This window comes from Ruminococcus sp., assembly GCF_017650195.1.
Taxonomy (GTDB): Bacteria; Bacillota; Clostridia; order Oscillospirales; family Ruminococcaceae; genus Ruminococcus.
The window spans coordinates 13,936-33,178 of the sequence record NZ_JAGCFH010000085.1 but is presented as its reverse complement, the minus strand read 5'-3'; the positions used below and the strand labels follow the sequence as shown (position 1 = coordinate 33,178).

Annotated in this window: 21 protein-coding genes and 1 other RNA gene; 11 read left to right on the top strand and 11 right to left on the bottom strand. The window is 44.1% G+C overall.

From position 1 onward, the window contains the following. Positions 1–374: 374 nt before the first annotated feature. Both J6U00_RS03615 and J6U00_RS03610 read right to left on the bottom strand, forming a co-directional pair. The gene (locus J6U00_RS03615) at positions 375–2,261 is read right to left on the bottom strand and encodes a glycoside hydrolase family 13 protein (protein ID WP_296579009.1); all 1,887 of its coding nucleotides are present in this window, start codon (positions 2,259–2,261) and stop codon (positions 375–377) included. Positions 2,262–2,341: 80 nt separating this feature from the next. After that, complete coding sequence (locus J6U00_RS03610) at positions 2,342–4,750, bottom strand: glycogen/starch/alpha-glucan phosphorylase (RefSeq protein ID WP_296579007.1); 2,409 nt, start codon at positions 4,748–4,750, stop codon at positions 2,342–2,344. A gap of 466 nt (positions 4,751–5,216) precedes the next feature. Between J6U00_RS03610 and J6U00_RS03605 the strand changes: the two genes are divergently transcribed. The 9 genes from J6U00_RS03605 to J6U00_RS03570 all read left to right on the top strand — a co-directional run bounded on the left by J6U00_RS03605 (position 5,217) and on the right by J6U00_RS03570 (position 11,206). Continuing rightward, entirely contained in the window at positions 5,217–6,434 is a 1,218-nt protein-coding gene (locus J6U00_RS03605; RefSeq protein WP_296579003.1) for a hypothetical protein, read from the top strand. Between the two features lie 158 nt (positions 6,435–6,592). Next, positions 6,593–7,303 carry a zinc ribbon domain-containing protein gene (locus J6U00_RS03600; protein WP_296579001.1) on the top strand — a complete coding sequence of 237 codons (711 nt, stop codon included), beginning with the start codon at positions 6,593–6,595 and terminating at the stop codon, positions 7,301–7,303. A gap of 160 nt (positions 7,304–7,463) precedes the next feature. Then, positions 7,464–7,892, top strand: a complete 429-nt coding sequence (locus J6U00_RS03595; RefSeq protein ID WP_296578998.1) for a hypothetical protein — start codon at positions 7,464–7,466, stop codon at positions 7,890–7,892. A 195-nt stretch (positions 7,893–8,087) separates the two neighbouring features. After that, positions 8,088–8,576 (top strand): hypothetical protein, encoded by a 489-nt coding sequence (locus tag J6U00_RS03590; RefSeq protein ID WP_296578995.1) that lies wholly within the window; start codon positions 8,088–8,090, stop codon positions 8,574–8,576. 8 nt (positions 8,577–8,584) lie between these two features. Continuing rightward, a complete protein-coding gene (locus J6U00_RS03585; protein ID WP_296578992.1) occupies positions 8,585–9,157 on the top strand; it encodes a hypothetical protein in 573 nt (190 codons plus the stop codon). A gap of 229 nt (positions 9,158–9,386) precedes the next feature. Next, a complete protein-coding gene (locus J6U00_RS03580) occupies positions 9,387–9,737 on the top strand; it encodes a hypothetical protein (protein ID WP_296578989.1) in 351 nt (116 codons plus the stop codon). A gap of 7 nt (positions 9,738–9,744) precedes the next feature. After that, positions 9,745–9,936 carry a hypothetical protein gene (locus tag J6U00_RS15155; RefSeq protein WP_365717984.1) on the top strand — a complete coding sequence of 64 codons (192 nt, stop codon included), beginning with the start codon at positions 9,745–9,747 and terminating at the stop codon, positions 9,934–9,936. Between the two features lie 15 nt (positions 9,937–9,951). Next, entirely contained in the window at positions 9,952–10,149 is a 198-nt protein-coding gene (locus J6U00_RS03575) for a hypothetical protein (protein ID WP_296578985.1), read from the top strand. Further along, positions 10,139–11,206, top strand: coding sequence for an SUKH-3 domain-containing protein (locus tag J6U00_RS03570; RefSeq protein WP_296578982.1), 1,068 nt, complete (start codon positions 10,139–10,141; stop codon positions 11,204–11,206). The genes J6U00_RS03575 and J6U00_RS03570 overlap by 11 nt, the downstream gene beginning before the upstream one ends. Positions 11,207–11,422: 216 nt before the next feature. On the opposite strand, the gene J6U00_RS03565 is transcribed toward J6U00_RS03570, so the two are convergent. After that, entirely contained in the window at positions 11,423–12,397 is a 975-nt protein-coding gene (locus J6U00_RS03565; protein ID WP_296578979.1) for a helix-turn-helix transcriptional regulator, read from the bottom strand. A 241-nt stretch (positions 12,398–12,638) separates the two neighbouring features. Here J6U00_RS03565 and J6U00_RS03560 point away from each other — a divergent pair, with 241 nt between their 5' ends. Both J6U00_RS03560 and J6U00_RS03555 read left to right on the top strand, forming a co-directional pair. Beyond that, the gene (locus tag J6U00_RS03560) at positions 12,639–12,845 is read left to right on the top strand and encodes a hypothetical protein (protein WP_296578976.1); all 207 of its coding nucleotides are present in this window, start codon (positions 12,639–12,641) and stop codon (positions 12,843–12,845) included. A gap of 67 nt (positions 12,846–12,912) precedes the next feature. Continuing rightward, positions 12,913–13,803: a YitT family protein gene (locus tag J6U00_RS03555; protein ID WP_296578973.1), complete on the top strand. Its 891-nt coding sequence runs from the start codon at positions 12,913–12,915 to the stop codon at positions 13,801–13,803. Here J6U00_RS03555 and J6U00_RS03550 read toward each other — a convergent pair. The 8 genes from J6U00_RS03550 to ffs all read right to left on the bottom strand — a co-directional run bounded on the left by J6U00_RS03550 (position 13,800) and on the right by ffs (position 19,098). Beyond that, positions 13,800–14,285, bottom strand: coding sequence for a hypothetical protein (locus tag J6U00_RS03550; protein ID WP_296578970.1), 486 nt, complete (start codon positions 14,283–14,285; stop codon positions 13,800–13,802). The two genes, J6U00_RS03555 and J6U00_RS03550, sit on opposite strands and share 4 nt — an antisense overlap. Positions 14,286–14,298: 13 nt before the next feature. Further along, a complete protein-coding gene (locus J6U00_RS03545; protein ID WP_296578967.1) occupies positions 14,299–14,598 on the bottom strand; it encodes an AzlD domain-containing protein in 300 nt (99 codons plus the stop codon). Then, the gene (locus J6U00_RS03540; RefSeq protein WP_296578961.1) at positions 14,595–15,305 is read right to left on the bottom strand and encodes an AzlC family ABC transporter permease; all 711 of its coding nucleotides are present in this window, start codon (positions 15,303–15,305) and stop codon (positions 14,595–14,597) included. The genes J6U00_RS03545 and J6U00_RS03540 overlap by 4 nt, the downstream gene beginning before the upstream one ends. An 82-nt stretch (positions 15,306–15,387) precedes the next feature. Next, complete coding sequence (gene recR, locus J6U00_RS03535) at positions 15,388–15,990, bottom strand: recombination mediator RecR (protein WP_296578959.1); 603 nt, start codon at positions 15,988–15,990, stop codon at positions 15,388–15,390. A gap of 6 nt (positions 15,991–15,996) precedes the next feature. Beyond that, positions 15,997–16,347, bottom strand: a complete 351-nt coding sequence (locus J6U00_RS03530; protein ID WP_296578955.1) for a YbaB/EbfC family nucleoid-associated protein — start codon at positions 16,345–16,347, stop codon at positions 15,997–15,999. 96 nt (positions 16,348–16,443) lie between these two features. After that, the gene (dnaX, locus tag J6U00_RS03525) at positions 16,444–18,051 is read right to left on the bottom strand and encodes a DNA polymerase III subunit gamma/tau (protein WP_296578953.1); all 1,608 of its coding nucleotides are present in this window, start codon (positions 18,049–18,051) and stop codon (positions 16,444–16,446) included. 17 nt (positions 18,052–18,068) lie between these two features. Next, the gene (locus J6U00_RS03520; protein ID WP_296578950.1) at positions 18,069–18,959 is read right to left on the bottom strand and encodes a tetratricopeptide repeat protein; all 891 of its coding nucleotides are present in this window, start codon (positions 18,957–18,959) and stop codon (positions 18,069–18,071) included. Positions 18,960–18,999: 40 nt separating this feature from the next. Next, positions 19,000–19,098, bottom strand: an RNA gene (gene ffs, locus J6U00_RS03515) — signal recognition particle sRNA small type. Positions 19,099–19,243 lie beyond the last annotated feature (145 nt).

Here is a 19,243-nt window from a genome sequence, read left to right as displayed (position 1 = left end):
GCTGCTACCTTTCTGAACTGATTGGCGTCTGCAAGGGAGCTTCCGCCGAACTTGACTACCTTATCATTCATATATATCATTCCTTTACAATTTTTGATGATTTTACAGTAATATCTATTATATGCTTTTTTGTCCCTGAAATCAATTGACATAAAGCCAAAAATCAGTCAGATATGAAACTGTATTTTTGGTGAATACGCTTGTACACCAGTGGCGGACAATTTTGGGGTAAGAAATATGCGGAGTATTCCTCCGCATATTTGTAAAAACGCTTATTCCTCCAGCTGCTTTTCGTTTCGCTGCAGTATGCTGAAAACAATACAAACTGCAACCCCGGCGATGCCGAGGAAAGCGAAGAACATTGCGGCTCTCTGTTATTTTACGAATTTAGCCTTGACTATTGTGTATCCGTAGGGCTTTACTGTAATGGTATCGTCCATGAATTCGCCGTAGAACGGCTGTATGTCCGTGAAGCGCGACAGTATCTCGCTCATATTTTCGAGCTGTACGGTATCACCGCTTCTGTTTACGAATATGATATGATCCTGCTTCTGTCCCTGACGGGTGAAGCCGATAAGACGGCTGTCATGTACTTCTTTTTCATTGATAACAAAGTATATCCTTCCGTCGCGCATACTTGGTATGGACTTTCTTACGCGGCTGAGCTCGGAAACGTATTCTATAAGGTCTGTATCCTCGTTTCCCCAAGGGTAGCAGCGGCGGTTGAATGGATCTTTGTAGCCCTGAAGTCCTGCTTCGTCGCCGTAGTATATACTTGGTACTCCGGGCAGGAAGAACTGGAGGGCCATTGCAGCCTTCAGCATTTCCTTTCCGTGCTCGTACTGCTCCGGGGTGAGATAGCGCTCCGCCATCCATTCCTTGTTCTTGCCGTTGCAGTCGTCACCGCCGAGACGGTTTATAGCGCGTTCTATATCGTGAGTGGACACAAAGTTCATAAGCACGTCAACAGTTGGCTTCGGATAGTGCTCTACTATGGTCATTACGGATTTTATGAATTCGCTGGGTTTGCCGCCTTTGATGAAGTTCATGATAGCTTCTCGGAAGGGGTAGTTCATTACCGAGTCGAGCTGATCGCCGAGAAGGTAGCGACGCTTTATGCCGTAGCTCTCTTTGTTTGTGGCGTCCTCCCATACCTCGCCGATGATGAGCTTGTTTTTGTCATACTCCTTCACGCATTTTCTTAGGTTTGCAAGGAACTTGTCGGGAAGCTCGTCTGCAACGTCGAGACGGTAGCCGGCTGCACCCTGATCCAGCCAGTAGCGGAGAACTCCCTCCTCGCCGCAGATATACTCCGTATAGTCTTCATTGTTCTCGAATACGTTTGGAAGGGTATCTATGCCCCACCAAGCTTCGTATACATCGGGATACTCTATGAAGCTGTACCAGTCGTAATACTTGCTGTCCTTTGACTGATAGGCGCCGAGCTCGGGATAGCGTCCGTATTTGTTGAAGTAAACGCTGTCAGCGCCGGTATGTGAGAATACTCCGTCGAGGATTATTGATATACCGTAGCTTTCAGCCGCCTGGCAAAGCTCTGCGAAATCCTCGTTAGTGCCGAGGAGAGGGTCTGCGTTCATATAGTTTGCGGTATTGTACCTGTGATTTTCGTGAGCTTCAAATATAGGATTGAGATATATACAGGTTACTCCAAGACCTTTGAGGTAAGGGAGTTTTGACTTTATACCCTCGAAATCGCCGCCGAAGTAGTCATTGTTCCATACGTGACCGTTCTCGTCGGGCTTGTAGAAGGGAGTGCCACCCCAGTCTTCGCGGAGAACACGACCTTCAGGTATATTCTCCTTGGGCTTACCACTGTTGCAGAAGCGATCTGGGAATATCTGGTACATAACTCCGCCCTTGAGAAAATCGGGAGTAGTGTATGTGCTGTTGTAGACGGTGAGCTGGAACATATCTCCTTCGTCGAGACCGCCCTCGTGGATGTTGATTTTCTTGATATAGTGGCGTGTACCGCCCTCTGTGAACGAGAAGTAGTAGTAATGTACGTCGGTATATCTTGCCTCGTATTCGGCTGAGTACGTAAAGCAGTCCTCTTCCTCCTCAACGGCGTTCATGGTTATGAAGCGCTCCTTGAATCCTGTGCGGAAAAGCACCAACACCGGCGAATAGTCAGGCTTTATATCCTTTGGCAGCCTGATTGTGAAGCGGCAGGTCTCATACTGCCTTACCGCGCCGAAAATTGATTTGTAGCTGAGATCCCATGTATCGTAAAATGGTTTCATCTAAAAAACACTCCGTTTCCGGTATTTTTTAAGGGACGCAGCAGGTACGTTCCCTGTATGATCTGTTTCAGGAGATCGTTTTATCTGAGATGCCAAATATTGTCGGCATACTCCGCAACAGCGCGGTCAGCTGAGAATATTCCGGCTCCTGCGATGTTATTGAGAGACATTTTAGCCCATTTCATCTTGTCGTTATAACATTCTGCCACATAGTGCTGAGCCTTTCTGTAACTGTCAAAGTCTGCAAGCACCATGTAGGGGTCGCTGTTTTTAAGTGAATTTGCCACATCGTTGAAGGTGCAGCCATTTATTCCGTGGTACATACGGTCTATGGCGTCGCGTATGCGCGGATCGCAGTTGTAGCAGTCCACGGGGTTGTAGCCCCTGTATCTGAGTTCATTGACCTGTGGAGTGGTCATGCCGAAGATAACGATATTATCATCGCCGCAGGCTTCCTTTATCTCAATATTAGCGCCGTCGAGAGTACCGAGGGTCACGGCTCCGTTTAGCATTAGTTTCATATTTCCCGTACCGGAAGCCTCTGTTCCTGCAAGGGATATCTGCTCAGAAACATCGGAAGCAGGCATGAGATGCTCAGAGAGTGTAACGCAGTAGTTTTCAAGAAATACTACCGAAAGCTTTTCGCTTATCCTCGGATCCCGTTTTATCTCCTCGGAGATGGCCCATATCATCTTGATTATCTGCTTTGCGAGATAATAGCCCGGAGCAGCCTTTGCCGCGAAGATATAGGTCTTTGGAGTATAGGGAGCACATGGATCGTTGAGCAGATAAGCATAGTCCGTAAGGATATTCATGACGTTTAGATGCTGTCTCTTGTATTCGTGGAGACGCTTTACCTGTACGTCAAAGATGCTGTCTGTATTGAGATCTATGCCGGACTCGTTCTTGACATACTTTGCGAAAGCTTCCTTGTTTTCCTTTTTGACTGCCATGAGCTTTGTTAGAACTTCCTTGTCGTTCTCGAATTTCCTGAAATTTTCAAGCTCTGCGCCGTCCTTTATGAACTTGGAACCGATAGTCTCTGTGAGAAGCTCGGTCAGAGCGGGATTGGACTGATACAGCCATCTTCTGTAGGCTATGCCGTTTGTGACGTTCTTGAACTTTTCGGGAGTATTCTCGAATTCCTCATGGAAGACGGACTGCTTGATTATTTCCGAATGGAGCTTTGATACGCCATTTACGCTGTGAGAAGCCGCAACGCAGAGAGTTGCCATGTGTATTTGATTGTCCTTGACTATGGACATACGCGTGGTCTTTGCGCTGTCGCCGCCGTTCCTTTCAAGAAGTGACTGACAGTAGCGGTTGTTAATCTCGATGATTATCGAGAATATTCTCGGGATTACCTGTTTTACGAGGTTTACGTCCCACTTTTCGAGAGCCTCAGCCATAACTGTATGGTTGGTGTACGCAAACGTTCTTGTGACGATATCCCACGATTTTTCCCAGCTGTATCCGCAGTCATCGAGGAGTATTCTCATGAGCTCCGGGATAGCGAGGGTGGGATGAGTGTCGTTTATATGGATAGCAACCTTGTCTGCAAGGTTTTCGAGAGTGCCGTATACAGCCATATGGGAGCTTACGATATCTCCGATAGAAGCAGCACAGAGGAAGTACTGCTGACGAAGACGGAGGCTCTTGCCCTCAAGGTGGTTATCGTTGGGATAGAGCACCTTTGATATCGCATTAGCTATTGAGTTCTGTGCGAGGGCTTCTTCGTAGTTGCCCTTGTTGAACATTTCCATATTGAAGTTGGGGGCCTTTGCTGACCAGAGTCTGAGTACGGAGACGCCTTCCGAGCCGTAGCCCGATACATAAAGGTCGTAAGGAGTAGCAACGACGGTATTGTAGTTCACATGTGAGATATAGTGGTACTGATTGTCCCAGTACTCCCTGAGGTCGCCTTCAAAGTGTACATCTACGGACAGCTCCGGCTTCGGGACGAGCCATACTGATCCGCCTGGGAGCCAGTTGTCGGGGAGCTCTGTCTGCCAACCGTCCTCCAGCTTTTGCTGGAAGATGCCGTATTCATAGCATATCGAATATCCCATTGCAGGGAAAGCCATAGTGGCGAGACCGTCGAGATAGCAGGCAGCAAGTCTTCCGAGACCGCCGTTTCCGAGACCTGCGTCAGGCTCCATTTCGTATATCTTATCGAGATTTATATCGTACTGCTTCAGCATAGTCTTTATGCCGTCAGCTAGTTCGAGGTTGTATATGCTTGTCTTGAGGGAGCGTCCCATAAGGAACTCCATGGAAAGGTAGTATATCTGCTTGCCGCCAACGGAGTTGGTATGATTTACAAAGCTCTGCCTTTTTGTACCAAGTATCTCGACGATTATGGACGAGAGAACATGATAAACCTGTTTGTCTGAAGCTTCTTCGGGAGAAACACTGTACAAAAGCTGGAGCTTTCTAGGAAACTCTTCCTTGATCTTGTCGATAAGAGGATTTGCCTTTTTAGTAGCCATAAAGTATCTCCAATCTGCCGGGGTGCGGCTTTGTTACTGCCTGTATAATGCCTTAGATGTATACTGCCTGTTTTAATAACGCGCTATTGCGCAATGCAAGCAGTATACACATCAATTATACTATGAATCATAACATATTTCAAGTGCATATTTCAACAAATATTTGTCAACTAAATTTATATATTGCAGACAGTCATTTGATATGATATCTGTTAAGACTGAAAAATATTAATTCTTCATTGTGCATAATGCGTAAACGGAAAGAAATAACTAATGTAATTTGTGCATAAAACCCGAAAAAAATGATATGGAAATGGTTTCTATATATTTAAAAAATAAAACTTAAAAAATGTTTGAAATTTGTTATAATATGTGATATAATAGATAAAGCGGTCATATTTATAGGTCCGCAGAAAAATGTGTAGAAACAAAAAGACAAAAAAATGAAATGAAAAGGTGATGTAAAATGGAAAAAGAAAAACGCTTCTCGATACTTAAACTTGTCATTATAGTTCTTAGTATATTACTGATCGTGCTCTCGATCGTTATCAATATCGCATTCTCAGGCGGCAAAACGCCGAAACTCTTCGGCAGATACGTCTATATCGTCAAAGATACCGACAATATGGGCACAAGCGTAACGAACGGTGCTGCTCTGATTGCCGCACCTGCGGAAAAGGAAAAGATATCCAAGGGTGATATCGTCCTATGTTATCCGGCAGAGACTCCTGATAACCTCAAGGTGCTCAGTATTTTCGATATCGTTACTTCAGAAGACGGCACTGAGAAATACTATACTGCCGATGCTTCAAGAGTAGGCAGCGAGGAATCCATAACTAAGGACAAGATACTCGCTCTCTGCACGGGACACAATCAGAGCGTACTTATCGGCTCGGTAATAACCTTTGCGTCAGGAATAAAGGGTATAATCTCACTTCTTGTGCTTCCCTGCGTGCTTCTTGTAGTGTTCTTCATCATCAAAATCGCTTCCTCAAAGGGCGATGATGAGGAGGAGTTCGGTTTTTACGAGTATGACGAGAAAGAAAAGGAAAGAGCGATATCCGAGAGCAGAAAGAATCTTCACGACAAGTCTGCAAATCCCCTCTTTGAACCCTCGCAGGAGATACAGCCCAGCGACGAGCTCGAGCGAAAGAAAATGTCTATCGCCGAGAATTTCAGTCAGAAGAAGGTAAATCCCGATTCTCCTTACCAGAAGGAGAAGGAGCGCACGATGCAGTTCAAGGCACAGCGCAGTGCCGAGAGCACATTTGCGGCAAAGAATGTAGGCGGATCCTCCTCTACAGCTCCCACAGCCGATGCCCTCAGGGAGGAGATGCTCAGAAAGACTGCTGAGGCAGAGCGTACAGGTTCATTCAGCGTAAAGAATACAACTGGTAATACAGGTAAGATACAGAAGCCTGCAGCTCCAGAGGCTGTATCTGATAATACGGGTATACTTTCAAAGAGCCAGCTTGCGGAGATGTCAAGAAACGATGTTCCCAAGACTACGCCTCTCAGAAGCCAGTCTACTCCTTCAACGGCTGCAAAGTCTAAAAAGAGCAGCACTCCCGATATCTCGGATATAATCGACAAGAGCGAGCGCAACGAAAAGAAAAAGTCTCCCTCAAATATGTCTGTTGATGACCTTATCAAGATGATAGAGGAAGAGAAGAAGAAGCTTTGAGCATATAAACAGCGACCCAGACCGGCGGACACAGTTCGCCGGTTTTTTTGCAGTCTTGCCGAATATAGCTAATTTCACGGATTTTTGTGTGGAACTATTGACAGAATTGTGATAATATGATAAAATATATTATCATTATATTTAAGGAGGTCATCTTTATGTATTGCAAACACTGTGGCGCTCAGATACCGGATGGTTCTGAGACCTGTACGTCATGCGGAGGCGATCTTAAACCTAAAACCGCTCCTCTTTCAGCAAGCGGTGCTTCCGTTAAGGAGATTGCAGATTCAGTAACTGATATTGCCGCTCAAAAAACATCTGATCTGCCTCTCAGGCTTATTGCCAAGGTATGTGTGCTGATCGCTCTGGTAGCATTTTTCCTTCCGTTCGTTTCTGTATCGTGTACGCAGGATAAATCTATTGAGGAGAAATACTCGGGATTCCGTATGATGTTCAGCATCGAGAAAAAAGACGATGATGTTGCAAAGAATGCTGATAGCGATCCTAAGCCCAATATATTCCTTATCGTTGCTTTTGCAGGAGGCGTTGCGACTGCAGTTGTACTTTTCCGAAAGAGTGACAAAAAGTCATTGAAGACAGCATCAATCGTAAGCGCTGTTTCAGCAGCAGCTCTGCTGCTGTTCAGAATGACTTTCCGCAGCTATTACGATATCCCGAAGCAATATTCTGAATACATAAAGGTAAAGACCAAATTTGGATTAGTTCTGTGTATTCTTCTGATGTTGGCGACTGCCGCGGCGTGCTTCTTGGAGCTTAAGAACGCTAAACCGGCTGTTGGCAGTACAGAGCCGCCTGCACCACCGGCAGCTCCGCCTACACCACCAGCAGATCAGCCGCCCGTACAGTAATAGGATAATAATAGCCGAAGCACATTGCGTGCTATCCTTAACGGAACTTTATTATATTCTTATGTAACCCGAGGGCATAACGTCCTCGGGTTTCTTCATTTTAGCAAGCTGCCTGTGCAAATGTCTTGTTTTCGGACGGCGTTAGAATCGGCGCAGGCTCATGAATTGTCTGGAAGGTGTAGCGTATCAGTTAGCACCTGCATCTTGGTTAGGATTGGTAGTAACAGCTGTATTTATCGCATTACTCTATGTTGACATTTTAAAAACAATCGAAAGAAATTTCGATTACTATATATATGGCGATGAACAAGCTGCTGCCGCAATAAAGCATGATACATTCTGGAATGTTGTAACATTTGGAGTTGTTAAAGTTGTTAAAGGCGGAGGAGCGGCAATAAGTAAAATTGCCGGAGTAAGAAATGCAGCAAAATATGGAAGTACAACGATCAACGGTTTAAGAGACGCAGGATATACAACAAAGCAAATAAATAATCAGATAAAGCTCTTCCGTCATTTAGGAATGACTCAGCCTACAATAGATACAATGCTGAAAAATCCAAGATGTATGGAGCTTAGCAGTGATATCTAGAAAGTTATTGGAGAGACTGGCGGAAGTCAAAGATATCTTGCTGAATTTGTGTTAAAATACGGTGATGATTTATCTCACCTTTTTATTGAAACAAGCAAATCAAGCGGTACACTTGGAGTAACTAAAATGCTTAATACTTTTGATTCACTGAACGCCTGCAAAAACGCTTCATAAATCGAAAATGTTTTAAGCACTATGGCATTAGAAAAATTCGACGCTTCATCATTAACGGGAACTTTAAAATATTTTGACTCATTAAGTGTTCCTGTAGAAGATATCCGACAAGCTAAATTATCATGCCTCCAAAATGGCGGATTTGATACTTTCGGCATAAGAAACGGTACCGCTGATATCGCAGCATTTACAAACAATCAAATAACTGTAATTGAAACAACTGATACTCTAACATTATATAGAAGAGGTTACAATACAGAGTTAACAACAGGATTGGGAAAATGGTGGACGGACAAACCATTAACAATTGATGAAACTAGGGATCAACTGGCTGTTTTAGAAGCATGGGGAAATCCATTAACCGGCGAATATAAAATAAACGTTCCTAAGGGAACGAAGGTTATCACCGGAGAAGTTGCTCCTCAATTTGATCCGAAAACATTAGAATATCGAAAGGGTGGCGGAACTCAGTATTGGCTTAATGAAATTCCGTCAGATTGGGTTGAATAAATACAGATATGAATAATGACAAGACAATAATATCGCTTATTGAAAAAGCTGTTGTTCTTTCAAAACAAGAAATAAACGTTCCTAATAGAGAGGCATTTAGATTAAAAAACTGTGCTCTTTTGAACGAATTGAACAAGATGCTACATACAATCCAAACTCAAACATTAGATACACATTTAGATAGAATTCCTGCTCTCAAATATATTGTTAGTTCAGACCCTCAGGATCTGATTGATACTGTCAATCAAATTAACGAACTCTATAATAAGTTTTATTTTACAGGAATGCAAAATAATTATCAGACAACTAAGGAAGACGAACAAATGATAGAACTGATTGATAAAGCAATAAACAACATAAAATGTAATATGTTCAGTCCTATGCCTGATTATTTTCAAAGGAATGAAGCTTTAATAGAAAGCCTAAATGACATGAGAATAGATGTGTTATATGGGAAAATTGATCAGAGATATTCTATCATCAGAGAGATGAGAATGCTCACTGATGCAGACAGCAAAGAGCTTGTTGATCTAATTATTAAGATTAACGAATTCTATAAGCAAAATTATAAAAAGCATTAACTGTATTGGCAGAATCGCTTCCAGGGGGAGCATACAAAAACAGCAAACCATTTTACATATTCTGATTTATTACAAAACAGGAGGTAAAATATACAGTGTAAATATTGAAAGCGGTCATTTCAAACCAAGTAACGACTGTTTATCAATTGTTGAAGAACTGTTTGAAAAACTTCCCAAGAAACTGTTTGACAATTTCCAAGGATACATCCCATATTAAGGAGATACGACAATGGCAAAAAAATGGATAGTATGCACACCTATTAATGCTGAAGAAGTTAATAATAAGGATTTTTTTAACATTGCCCCATCTGGAAAGGTGCTACAATGCGATCAACATGGAGAAAAATATGCAATAGCATATAAAGGTCATGAATTCATTGTTACCGGAACGGCTTTTCGAGAAGTTGATGAGCCAAAATTTATGATCGGAGAATTCGTAAAAGTAAATAATACGGAAACATATGCTGAAATTGTTGAAATCTTCTGGCACTATCAGAAAGGCATTCCTTATTATATCATTAAATCAAACGGAAAAAAACTGAGTAAACGTTACTTTGAGCATGAACTAGCCAAAGCATGATGTACCATTGTTAAATCGCATATGGTCAACAGTAAAGGGCAAAACAGAAACTCAAGCCAGACGAATTGTTATTAACTTCGATGACTCAAATAAAACATTAACCGAACTAATCAAGCAGTTCCACACGTGGGATATTTCAACTCTAGACGAACTTTTTGTCGTTAAAGACGGTGAAATCATACGTGTGATTCTCAAATGATTGGAAGGTGGTATAATGTTTTATATTATTGAGCTTTTCTCAAACGATTTGCAAGAGCTGTTTGAATTCGTAGTCAATATACTGAGTCAATATACAACTATATCGAACATAAAAGAAAAAAATGGAAGATGGTCAGCTTCAACGCAGTATTTTCGATTAAGCGTTTATGTTGACGTTGATCGTGAGATGTTCGATAACGATCTTGTGGTTTGATGTTGTTCCGGCGAGTGGTTATGCCTCTGTTATTATTTCTCTGTTAAAAACTATTCTTAAAAAATATTCCAGTGATATCGTTATGTTTAATACAGGATATGATGCTTTAAACGCATCAAATGGAGCGGCAAAGGAATTATGTAAAAAATGTCAAAAAACTTTTGAAGGTCATTATTATTATATTATTCTATTGGAGGATTATTTCATGACTCAAGAAAAACTAATAGAAAGAATAAAAACCGAAGCCTTTTTTGTTTCATCAAAAGAAATCGATATTTCTGCTGTTACAGAAAATCTGAATCAATATCCTGAAATCAAAGACAATAATTTGATGATTCAATTTGCTCAGAAATATCACATGTTAGTTTTTGATAGAATTGAAAAAGAATCAAAAGACAGCTTGCATATTCAGATATATCCTTTCAAATCTCCAAGAACAATTGCAGAATGGCAGGGAGAAAAGAAAAATGTAATCGGTGTAGCTTGGATTAGTAATGCATCAGGTTCAATAGAAACCATTTTTATGAACGAAGTGGGAGAGTTCTTTAATTCTAAAGCGGAATTAATAGCTAATAATGAAGATAGATTCTTTGATTATTTATTTACCATTGAATATGATTATCATGCTCCCATCATGCCCCAGACCCTTGAAATACTAAAAAATGCAGGTTGGTATGAAGGAAGAAAAACAGATATTAGCCGCTTGATAAGTAAGTATCAAAAAGAAGGAATAACTCTTTCTGATGCACAAATTGACTTTATGCAGGAATTTGGCGGAATAAAGGGAAAAGCCTCGAATGACGAGGAATTTGAAGTATGTATTGAACCTAAATACAGCAAATTCCGTAAGAGCAAACCTCTTGACTCAAAAGATCTGACTTCTTATAGTACTTTGAATGTAGTTGGGAATAAAGAAAATGTGGATTTCCTTCTTGCTGGCACTATGGGAAATGGTATGGTCAATTTCTGGATAAGTACAGATGGAAGACTTTTTGCCGATCAGGGAGTTCAAATGGGACGTACTATAATGGAAGGCTTTCAATGGTTCCTGTTATAACAACTCTATACACCGATTAGCGAAAAGCAGCTTTTCTATATTGGAAGAGCTGCTTTTGCTTATAAACATAAAAGCGTTGATTACTAAATTTTTGATTACTAAATTTGTAAACAGTGTTTTTATCCTATCCAGTTTGGTTTGTCAATTACTCCGCTAAGAGCAGCGCACAATGCTGCGGCCTTTTTTTACTATATCATGTTTGGGTGATGCTGTTTTTTATTTTTTAATTTTGTCCGCAATGACCATAACAACAGGTGTGAGAACAGCTGCTACAGGCCATATTATCCAAGATCTGCCCCAATCGTTGGTGATAAAGCTGTATGCAAGAAATATCGCAACAATTATGCACCAGTATACGGAAACAGTTCCCGATGTTCTGTTTGTGCGCTCCTTTTTCTGCCTTGAGAAGTCGTCTTCCTCAAGAAGACGCTTGTACCCGCCCATTTTTATGGACGCATGGACTATAAGTCCTACGCCGACTGCGATAGCTCCGAACATTATCAACAGCGAAAGCGCTTCGAAAAAGCTGCTGTCTGGGAATACTTCGGTAAAAACTATTACAGGTATGAATGAAACTATGAAAAGGATTACGCCTATGATAAGGAAGAGAGTATGTTTTGTCTCGAATTTTGCCTTTTTCTCATTTACCATTCCCGAAACACCGTATTCGGTGTCGATACCTTCTTTGTTAAGGTACTCGTAGCGCTTTATCTGCTTGCCTGAGGTGATGAACAGACCGACAGCTATTGCTATAATAATAAACATGAGTGGTACACCAATGATACCTGCTGCTCCTATAAAAGGCTCGAAAATATCGAGTATTATCACGGGCAAGGAACAGCATATACACATAGCAACTCCTATTGGAGTACGTAGTGAGCGCTTTTCGTTCACTTCAAGGAATGTATTTGCTTCTTCCATAGATACCTTACGAAGAGGCGGTTCAGTTTCAACGGAAGTTTCGGTAGCTGCGGCGGGAGCTTCAGCAAGCTCGATATTGTCTTTAAGGAGAGTGTCGGTGCTGACATTGAATATTTCAGCAAGCTGTAATATACGATTGAGGTCGGGAGTTGATTGAGCGCCCTCCCATTTTGATATTGACTGGCGGCTCACACCGAGCTTCTCGGCAAGCTCCTCCTGAGACATACCTGCCTTTTTTCTGAGTTCGATTATCTTGTCTGCGAGTATCATATTTATATCCTCCGTTGAAATTTTTCTGCGGAAACTGTTGCGTTTTCCATGGTCTTATTCTAACATTTCGGGCGGTTACATACAAGCAACCGTGCTTTACAATTTGTCAATTGCTAGTTGCAAATGGCTGTTTTTAGGTCAATTCATAGTTGCAGCAAAAAAAATATATCAGAATATTGCATTTATAAAAAAAGTGTGCTACAATGGATATATAAATTTTAATCGAAAGAAGGTATCCCCTATGGAGATCAAAAAAGCAGTAGAATTAGTTGAGAAGAAAACAGGCATCGACCTCCCCGATGAGAAGATTGAAAAAACTGTTTCCAAGGTTGCAACAAAAGACAATATCGAAAAGGCTAAGGATATGGTCAGCAAGGTGGCTACCAAGGAGAACATTGAAAAGGTCAAGGAAAAGGTCGAGGACATCGTCGAGAAGATCAAGAAGTGATCGAGAAGAGGGGCATTTTCGCAGAGAAAATGCCCCTTTTGTAAAATACAGTACAGGGGGGCAATACATGAAAAAAATACTTGAAATAATAAAGGAGATAAGTCCGTTTCGCCTGTTTATGCTGACTGTGGCAGGTATGGTCAACGCCTTCGGCATAACTCTTTTCCTTATGCCTGTAAAGCTCTATGACAGCGGTATCTCCGGAACCTCTATGCTGCTTGCGCAGGTCACTACCGACGCATTATCCTTATCGTTTTTTCTGATACTGCTCAATATACCGCTTTTTCTCTATGGCCTTAAAAAGCAGGGCGCAAGCTTCACCTTTTCTGCAATATATACAGTAGCCGTATATGCTGTTATGTCTTGGCTCATTACCGATGTGCTCCCCATAGATGTGAGTATAGCCTCGCCTCTTGCAGGCACCGATCTGCTGCTCTGTGCTCTGTTCGGCGGCGTGATATCGGGTGTAGGCAGCGGTCTAGCAATACGCTTCGGCGGAGCTATGGACGGCATAGAGGTAATGGCTGTTATATTCTCAAAGCGTCTCGGACTGTCTGTGGGCTCATTCGTCATGGCGTACAATGTGGTGCTGTATATTATATGCGGAGTCGTGATACACAGCTGGATACTGCCTCTGTACTCCATAGTTACATACGGAGCGGCTCTAAAGACCGTGGATTACATAGTTGACGGCTTGCAGCGCGAAAAGGCTGCTATGATAATAACCGCAAAGCCCGATGAAATAAAAAAGCAGCTCATGACGGAATTCGGCTGTGGAATGACGTTGATAAAGGCAATGGGAGGCTACTCCGGAGAGGAGCGGACTGTTCTGTATTTTGTGGTGAACCGTTTTCAGGTCATGAAGATGAAGGGGATAGTGCAGAAAATAGACCCTCTCGCCTATATTACTCTCACAGAGGTAGCAGATATTTTCTCCGTGAATCAGGACAGGACTTAAAGTGGTTTTTTCTCGAACATCAGCACTGGATAGCCCTCATAGTAGGGCTTTACTATCTCGGGGTGCTCGTCGGCATAAGCAAAGATAGTATCCGCAAGTCCTTCCTTCAGCAGTCCAACAAGCTGTGACAGGGGACGGTGATAGAGCTCATCGCATATAGAAGCGAAGGTTATAGCTCGTCTGCCGCCTACCTCCATTATACGGTAGGGCCATATACGGCAATCGAAAGGCTTCTCATCGCCTAGCATACAGCCGTTTTCCGTGAGGGCAGGACAGGAAAAAAGCTCGTCACCCCTGAGCTCACCAACTCTGAATATATAGCCGCCGTCCTTGGTAACGAACTCAGTACCAGGGCGTGCGGCTTTTATTTTTTCGCAGAGCTCCGCGGTAAATACGGGAGTCTCCCACACGTCGTAGCGGTCGAAGATACAGCACAGCCTGCATTTTGCACAGGCTTCGCTGCTGAGTATCTTTTTCAGCATAGTTCTGCTCCTTTCACATAAAAAGTCCAAGCAGGAAAGCCGCGCCGGAAGCCGCAAGAGCCACAACTATGAGCGGCATCTCGAAGAAAGCCAGCAGTACGGCTACAGCCGTGCCTGCCGCGGCAGTCCACATATTATGGGTGGTATAGAATATAGCCGGTATAGTCATGGCGGAAAGCACCGCATAAGGGATATATTGCAGGAAGCTGCGGAAAAAGCGGTTCTTTATCTTTTTGCGGAAGAATGTGAATGGCACCATTCTTATTAGGTATGTGACCACGGCCATGACAGTGACATATATAGCAAATCTCATCGTTCAGCTTCCTCCTCTTCGTCCTTTACTGGGAATATGAGAGCTGCAAGGGCTGAGGCTGCAACAGCGGATATTATCATAGCGAAGCCCTCGCTGAGCCCGGCAATGAAATATCTGAATAAAACGCTGAGTGCCGCGGCAATGACAGCCACGAAAAGTATGCTGTGCTGCTTCTTTGCAGGGGGTATGACTATAGCAATGAACATACCGTACAGGACTATCTCCATAGCGCTGCTGACAGCAGCCGGAAGAAGCTCTCCTGCGGCTGCTCCCAGAGCGGTACCGGTTATCCATCCAACAGCGGCAATGAATATCATTCCGTACATATAGGCAGGGGTCAGAGGCTCCTTCTGTGCGGAACACACTGCGAATATCTCGTCGGTTATGCCGTAAGAAGCAAAGAGCCTGTGAGGCGTGGTAAAGCGTCTGTCCAGCTTCTGTGAAAGGGAAAGCGCCATGAGAGAATATCGTATATTTATAGTCAGCTGTAGAAGTATCATCTCTATGAGAGTGCCTCCTGCGGCGATAACGTCAATACCTGCGTTCTGTCCTGCGGAAGTAAGGTTTGAAGCGGATATGATCGAAGCCTGCAATACGGAAAGCCCAGCCTTGCTGACTGCAAGTATGCCGAAGCCGAAGGAGACAGAAATATAGCCCAGACATATCGGTATACCGTGGGACATTCCGCGCAAAAAATTGTTTTTCAAATATATTCCTCCGATTTATCGCTCCGCTGTCGGTTACGGAGCAATAGAATACTTTACGAAAAAACGGGCTTAACGCCCGTTTTTACATATCATTCCTGTTTTCTAGCGCCTTGAACAGCGTTACCTCGTCAGCATACTCGAGTATACCTCCGACAGGCAGACCGAAGGCAAGGCGTGTGACCTTTATGCCCATAGGCTTGAGAAGTCCCGCTATATACATTGCGGTAGCGTCGCCTTCTACAGTGGGATTGGTCGCCATTATGACTTCTTCTACGCCGCCCTCTGCTATCCTTGCGAGGAGCTCCTTTACCCGGAGCTTGTCGGGCGTTATGCCGTCCATAGGTGAGAGCAGCCCATGGAGCACATGATACACTCCGCCGTACTCTCTTGTACGTTCGAAGGCTGTGACATCCTTTGGATTCTCTACGACGCATATAACGCGCCTGTCACGTTCGGGATCGTCGCATATAGGGCATATCTCCCGTTCCGTCAGGTTCTGGCAGCATTTGCAGCAGTGAACGTTTTTCTTTGCATCTATGAGCGCCTTTGCGAAGTCCTCAACAGCTTCCGTATCCATAGACATTACGTGGTACGCCAGTCTCTGGGCGGATTTCATGCCTATGCCGGGGAGAGAGGCGAACTTCTCCGCCAATATCACCAGCGGCAGCGCGTTGTGGTCAGCCATTGGCTATCAGAAAAGACCGGGGAGAGATACTCCGCCTGTGATCTTGCTCATTTCTGCCTCAGTTGTGGACTCAACGTTGTTTACAGCTTCGTTTACAGCGCTGATGATGAGATCCTGGAGCATATCTATATCCTCGGGGTCAACGACCTCGGGCTTAAGAGTGAGGGACTTGATAGTCTTCTTGCCGGTGATAACGACCTCGACAGCTCCGCCGCCTGCTGTGGCAGTGAAGTCTCTTGCCTCTATATCCTCCTGAAGCTCTGTGATCTGATCCTGCATTTTCTGAGCCTGCTTTATCATCTGGTTCATGTTCTGAGCTCCGCCGCCATTTACGTTCTTTGGTATTCTTGCTTTCATTTTAAAATTCTCCTTTGAAAATATGGTTTCTTATTATATCAAGCAAATAGGATTTGCTTATGAACTTGTTTGTTTATGCGGAACGCCATTAAGGCGTCACTGGCTTTCCACCGCTGTTTCTATTTTGCTCTCCTGAGCTTTTTTAATAAGGTCCTCTGCAAGGTTCCTCTGCTCTGTGACAGTAGTTGCGCATTTTGCCTTTATTATGAAACGCTGTCCGAGCACCTTGGTTATAGCCATTCCCAGTGAAGCTGCATTCTCCTTTACCTTGAAGAGCTCCATGAAGAAGCGATTCTGAGCGGTAATGAAGATATAGTTTCCTGCTGTGCCTGCAAAGGAGCCATCAAGGCTTCCGGCAACGGCAGGGTTTATATTCCTGAACTCATCAAGGACCTCTCCCCAGCGGTCGCAAGGCTTGATATCATCAGGCTTCAGCTTCTTAAGGTCTACAGTTGGAATTATCTTTTCGTCCGCAGGAGCCGCGCTGGCTTCCAGTATTTCGGGATGTTCCGGTTCCGCAGAGGCATTCTGCACAGCTCTCGGAGCGGAATTTATCTTATTCTCCAACTGTTTTATTTTATCATATATTTCGGAATTGTCAATACTTTCAGGAGCATTCTTAACATTTCCGCATAATTTTATGAGGGACATCTCGAATTCCACGCGCTTGTTCATAGCTCTCTGCATGCGCTCCCTGCACTCCTGCAGGGCTGAGAGCCTGTCCATAACTGTGGGGAGATCGCATTTGTCCGCTAAAGCTTTCAGGCGTTCCAGCTCGTCGGGCATACATATTATCAGCTTGTCCGCTGTCTCGGGAGAAGCCTTTATCAGCATGATATTGCGGAGCTGCATGATAAGCTCCTCGCAGAGCCTTGAAAGATCCTTGGACATATCGTAGAGGGAGGCTGTTATGGAAAGAGCCTTTGCCGTATCCGAATCGGATACCGCTTCGAGCATATCGTAGAGGTAGTCCCTTCCGGCTATGCCTGCGGCATTTGAGACAGCCTCAGCGTCTATAGTTTCGGCACATACCGAGCACTGGTCGAGTAGCGATACCGCGTCACGCATACCTCCGTCAGCAAGTCTTGCGATCATGGCGGCGCCGTCCTCAGTGAGGCTGATATCCTCCTGCTGAGCAATATAGCTTATGCGCTTTGCGATATCCTCAGGCTTTATCCTGCGGAAGTCGTAGCGCTGACAGCGTGATACTATGGTAGCCGGCACCTTTTGTATCTCGGTGGTGGCGAGTATGAATTTGATGTAAGGAGGCGGTTCTTCCATTATTTTCAGGAGAGCGTTGAAGGCTCCCTGTGAGAGCATATGTACCTCGTCAATGATGTATATCTTATATGCTCCTCTTTCGGGAGTATACACCGCAGCGTCGCGGAGATCGCGGATATTGTCCACGCCGTTGTTGGAGGCTGCGTCTATCTCGACGATATCAGTGAGTGAGTCATTATCGGCATCGCGGCAGATATCACATTCAAGGCATGGATTACCGTCCTTCATATTGCGGCAGTTCACAGCTTTTGCAAGGATACGGGCACAAGTAGTCTTACCTGTTCCGCGTGAGCCTGTGAAAAGGTATGCATGGGCGGTTTTGCCGCTTATTATCTGATTTTTAAGAGCTTCAGTGGTGTATTCCTGAGATATTACGTCGTCGAAGGTCATTGGACGCCATTTGCGGTATAGAGCCTTGTACACAGCCTTTTCTCCTTTCGCTATTCTTCTTTTTTGTCGTTTTTCTTAAGTGCGATTATTCCGCGGTAATAGTGCTTGAAGTCGTCAGCATTATCGATATTGTTGAGTATTGCAAGTCGGTAGAGCTCCGCACTTTTCTCGGTATTTCCTAGCATAGCCTGAGCTATGGCAGCTCCACCCACGGCACTTGCGTAGTTTTCGTGCTTTTCTATGGATTCGCCGAACCATTTGAGAGCAGTGAGACCATCATCCATTTTAAGGTACATATTTCCAAGTTCGCAGCGTATTCTGTCTCGGTACTTGTAGTCCTTGGTCATGAGCTCCTTGTAAAGAGCCTCAGCCTTTTCGTAGTTTCCGCTCCCAACGTGGCAGCGTGCCTCGAATATGGACATTTCCGGTATATAGAAGCCGTTTTCTCTCGCCTTCCAGTAGCAGAGTATGGCATTTGGATAGGTATCAAGTATATGATAGCAACGTCCGCGGTAGAATTCAAGGATGGCCGTTTCCTGTTGAGACAGCTTTTCACCGCTGTTTTCAAGGTCTGTGAACATTTCGAGAGCCATGCGGAAATCGTTCTTGTGGAACAGATCCAGCGCCTGTTCAAAGATCACAGAGCTGCGATTCAGACCGGTGAAGGAGCTGCCTATGAGCTCCTCGTCGTAGAGGTGATAGAGTTTTCCCTTGTACTTTCCGATCATATCAGCAGAAAAAGCGACTAAAGCGAAGAAAAAGCAGAATACGGTCATTTCTATGATGCTGACCCTGCTGACGCTTCCGCCCTTGTGTTTTATTGCTTCGTATATCATTATGCCTGTCATTGCGATCGGAACAAAGGCGGCAGCCTTTATAACCGACCGTTTTATGCAAAGCAGCACGCGCTTTGTGCGCATTGCAAGAACAGAACGGAACATTTAATGCACCTCCGTGTCTAAAGAAAAATTCCGGAACATAGATGTGCAGGCTTGCTGCGGCACACAACACGCACCGTTTAATGCTGCTCGGTCTCCCGCCTGACATGGTTCACGGGGTCTTGTTGCACAGGGCCCACACATCTATATTTCGGAATTTCTCACCCGTTTATACGAGCAGACGATGCTCTTTTAATATGATACCACATATGAGGAGCTTTGTCAAGAAAAAATTTCATTATAAGCGGCTCTGCTGAGGGCTGAGGGATAAATGTTGACAAACCTGG

What these genes read in the sequence shown, in the direction of transcription:
- J6U00_RS03560 (WP_296578976.1), top strand. Translation starts at nt 12,639, where the DNA reads ATGGAGATCAAAAAAGCAGTAGAATTAGTTGAGAAGAAAACAGGCATC.
- J6U00_RS03615 (WP_296579009.1), bottom strand. Translation starts at nt 2,261, where the DNA reads ATGAAACCATTTTACGATACATGGGATCTCAGCTACAAATCAATTTTC.
- J6U00_RS03575 (WP_296578985.1), top strand. Translation starts at nt 9,952, where the DNA reads ATGTTTTATATTATTGAGCTTTTCTCAAACGATTTGCAAGAGCTGTTT.
- J6U00_RS03555 (WP_296578973.1), top strand. Translation starts at nt 12,913, where the DNA reads ATGAAAAAAATACTTGAAATAATAAAGGAGATAAGTCCGTTTCGCCTG.
- J6U00_RS03565 (WP_296578979.1), bottom strand. Translation starts at nt 12,397, where the DNA reads ATGATACTCGCAGACAAGATAATCGAACTCAGAAAAAAGGCAGGTATG.
- J6U00_RS03520 (WP_296578950.1), bottom strand. Translation starts at nt 18,959, where the DNA reads ATGTTCCGTTCTGTTCTTGCAATGCGCACAAAGCGCGTGCTGCTTTGC.
- J6U00_RS03530 (WP_296578955.1), bottom strand. Translation starts at nt 16,347, where the DNA reads ATGAAAGCAAGAATACCAAAGAACGTAAATGGCGGCGGAGCTCAGAAC.
- recR (WP_296578959.1), bottom strand. Translation starts at nt 15,990, where the DNA reads ATGGCTGACCACAACGCGCTGCCGCTGGTGATATTGGCGGAGAAGTTC.
- J6U00_RS03605 (WP_296579003.1), top strand. Translation starts at nt 5,217, where the DNA reads ATGGAAAAAGAAAAACGCTTCTCGATACTTAAACTTGTCATTATAGTT.
- J6U00_RS03550 (WP_296578970.1), bottom strand. Translation starts at nt 14,285, where the DNA reads ATGCTGAAAAAGATACTCAGCAGCGAAGCCTGTGCAAAATGCAGGCTG.
- J6U00_RS03585 (WP_296578992.1), top strand. Translation starts at nt 8,585, where the DNA reads ATGAATAATGACAAGACAATAATATCGCTTATTGAAAAAGCTGTTGTT.
- J6U00_RS03595 (WP_296578998.1), top strand. Translation starts at nt 7,464, where the DNA reads ATGAATTGTCTGGAAGGTGTAGCGTATCAGTTAGCACCTGCATCTTGG.
- J6U00_RS03590 (WP_296578995.1), top strand. Translation starts at nt 8,088, where the DNA reads ATGGCATTAGAAAAATTCGACGCTTCATCATTAACGGGAACTTTAAAA.
- J6U00_RS03580 (WP_296578989.1), top strand. Translation starts at nt 9,387, where the DNA reads ATGGCAAAAAAATGGATAGTATGCACACCTATTAATGCTGAAGAAGTT.
- J6U00_RS03545 (WP_296578967.1), bottom strand. Translation starts at nt 14,598, where the DNA reads ATGAGATTTGCTATATATGTCACTGTCATGGCCGTGGTCACATACCTA.
- J6U00_RS03600 (WP_296579001.1), top strand. Translation starts at nt 6,593, where the DNA reads ATGTATTGCAAACACTGTGGCGCTCAGATACCGGATGGTTCTGAGACC.
- J6U00_RS03610 (WP_296579007.1), bottom strand. Translation starts at nt 4,750, where the DNA reads ATGGCTACTAAAAAGGCAAATCCTCTTATCGACAAGATCAAGGAAGAG.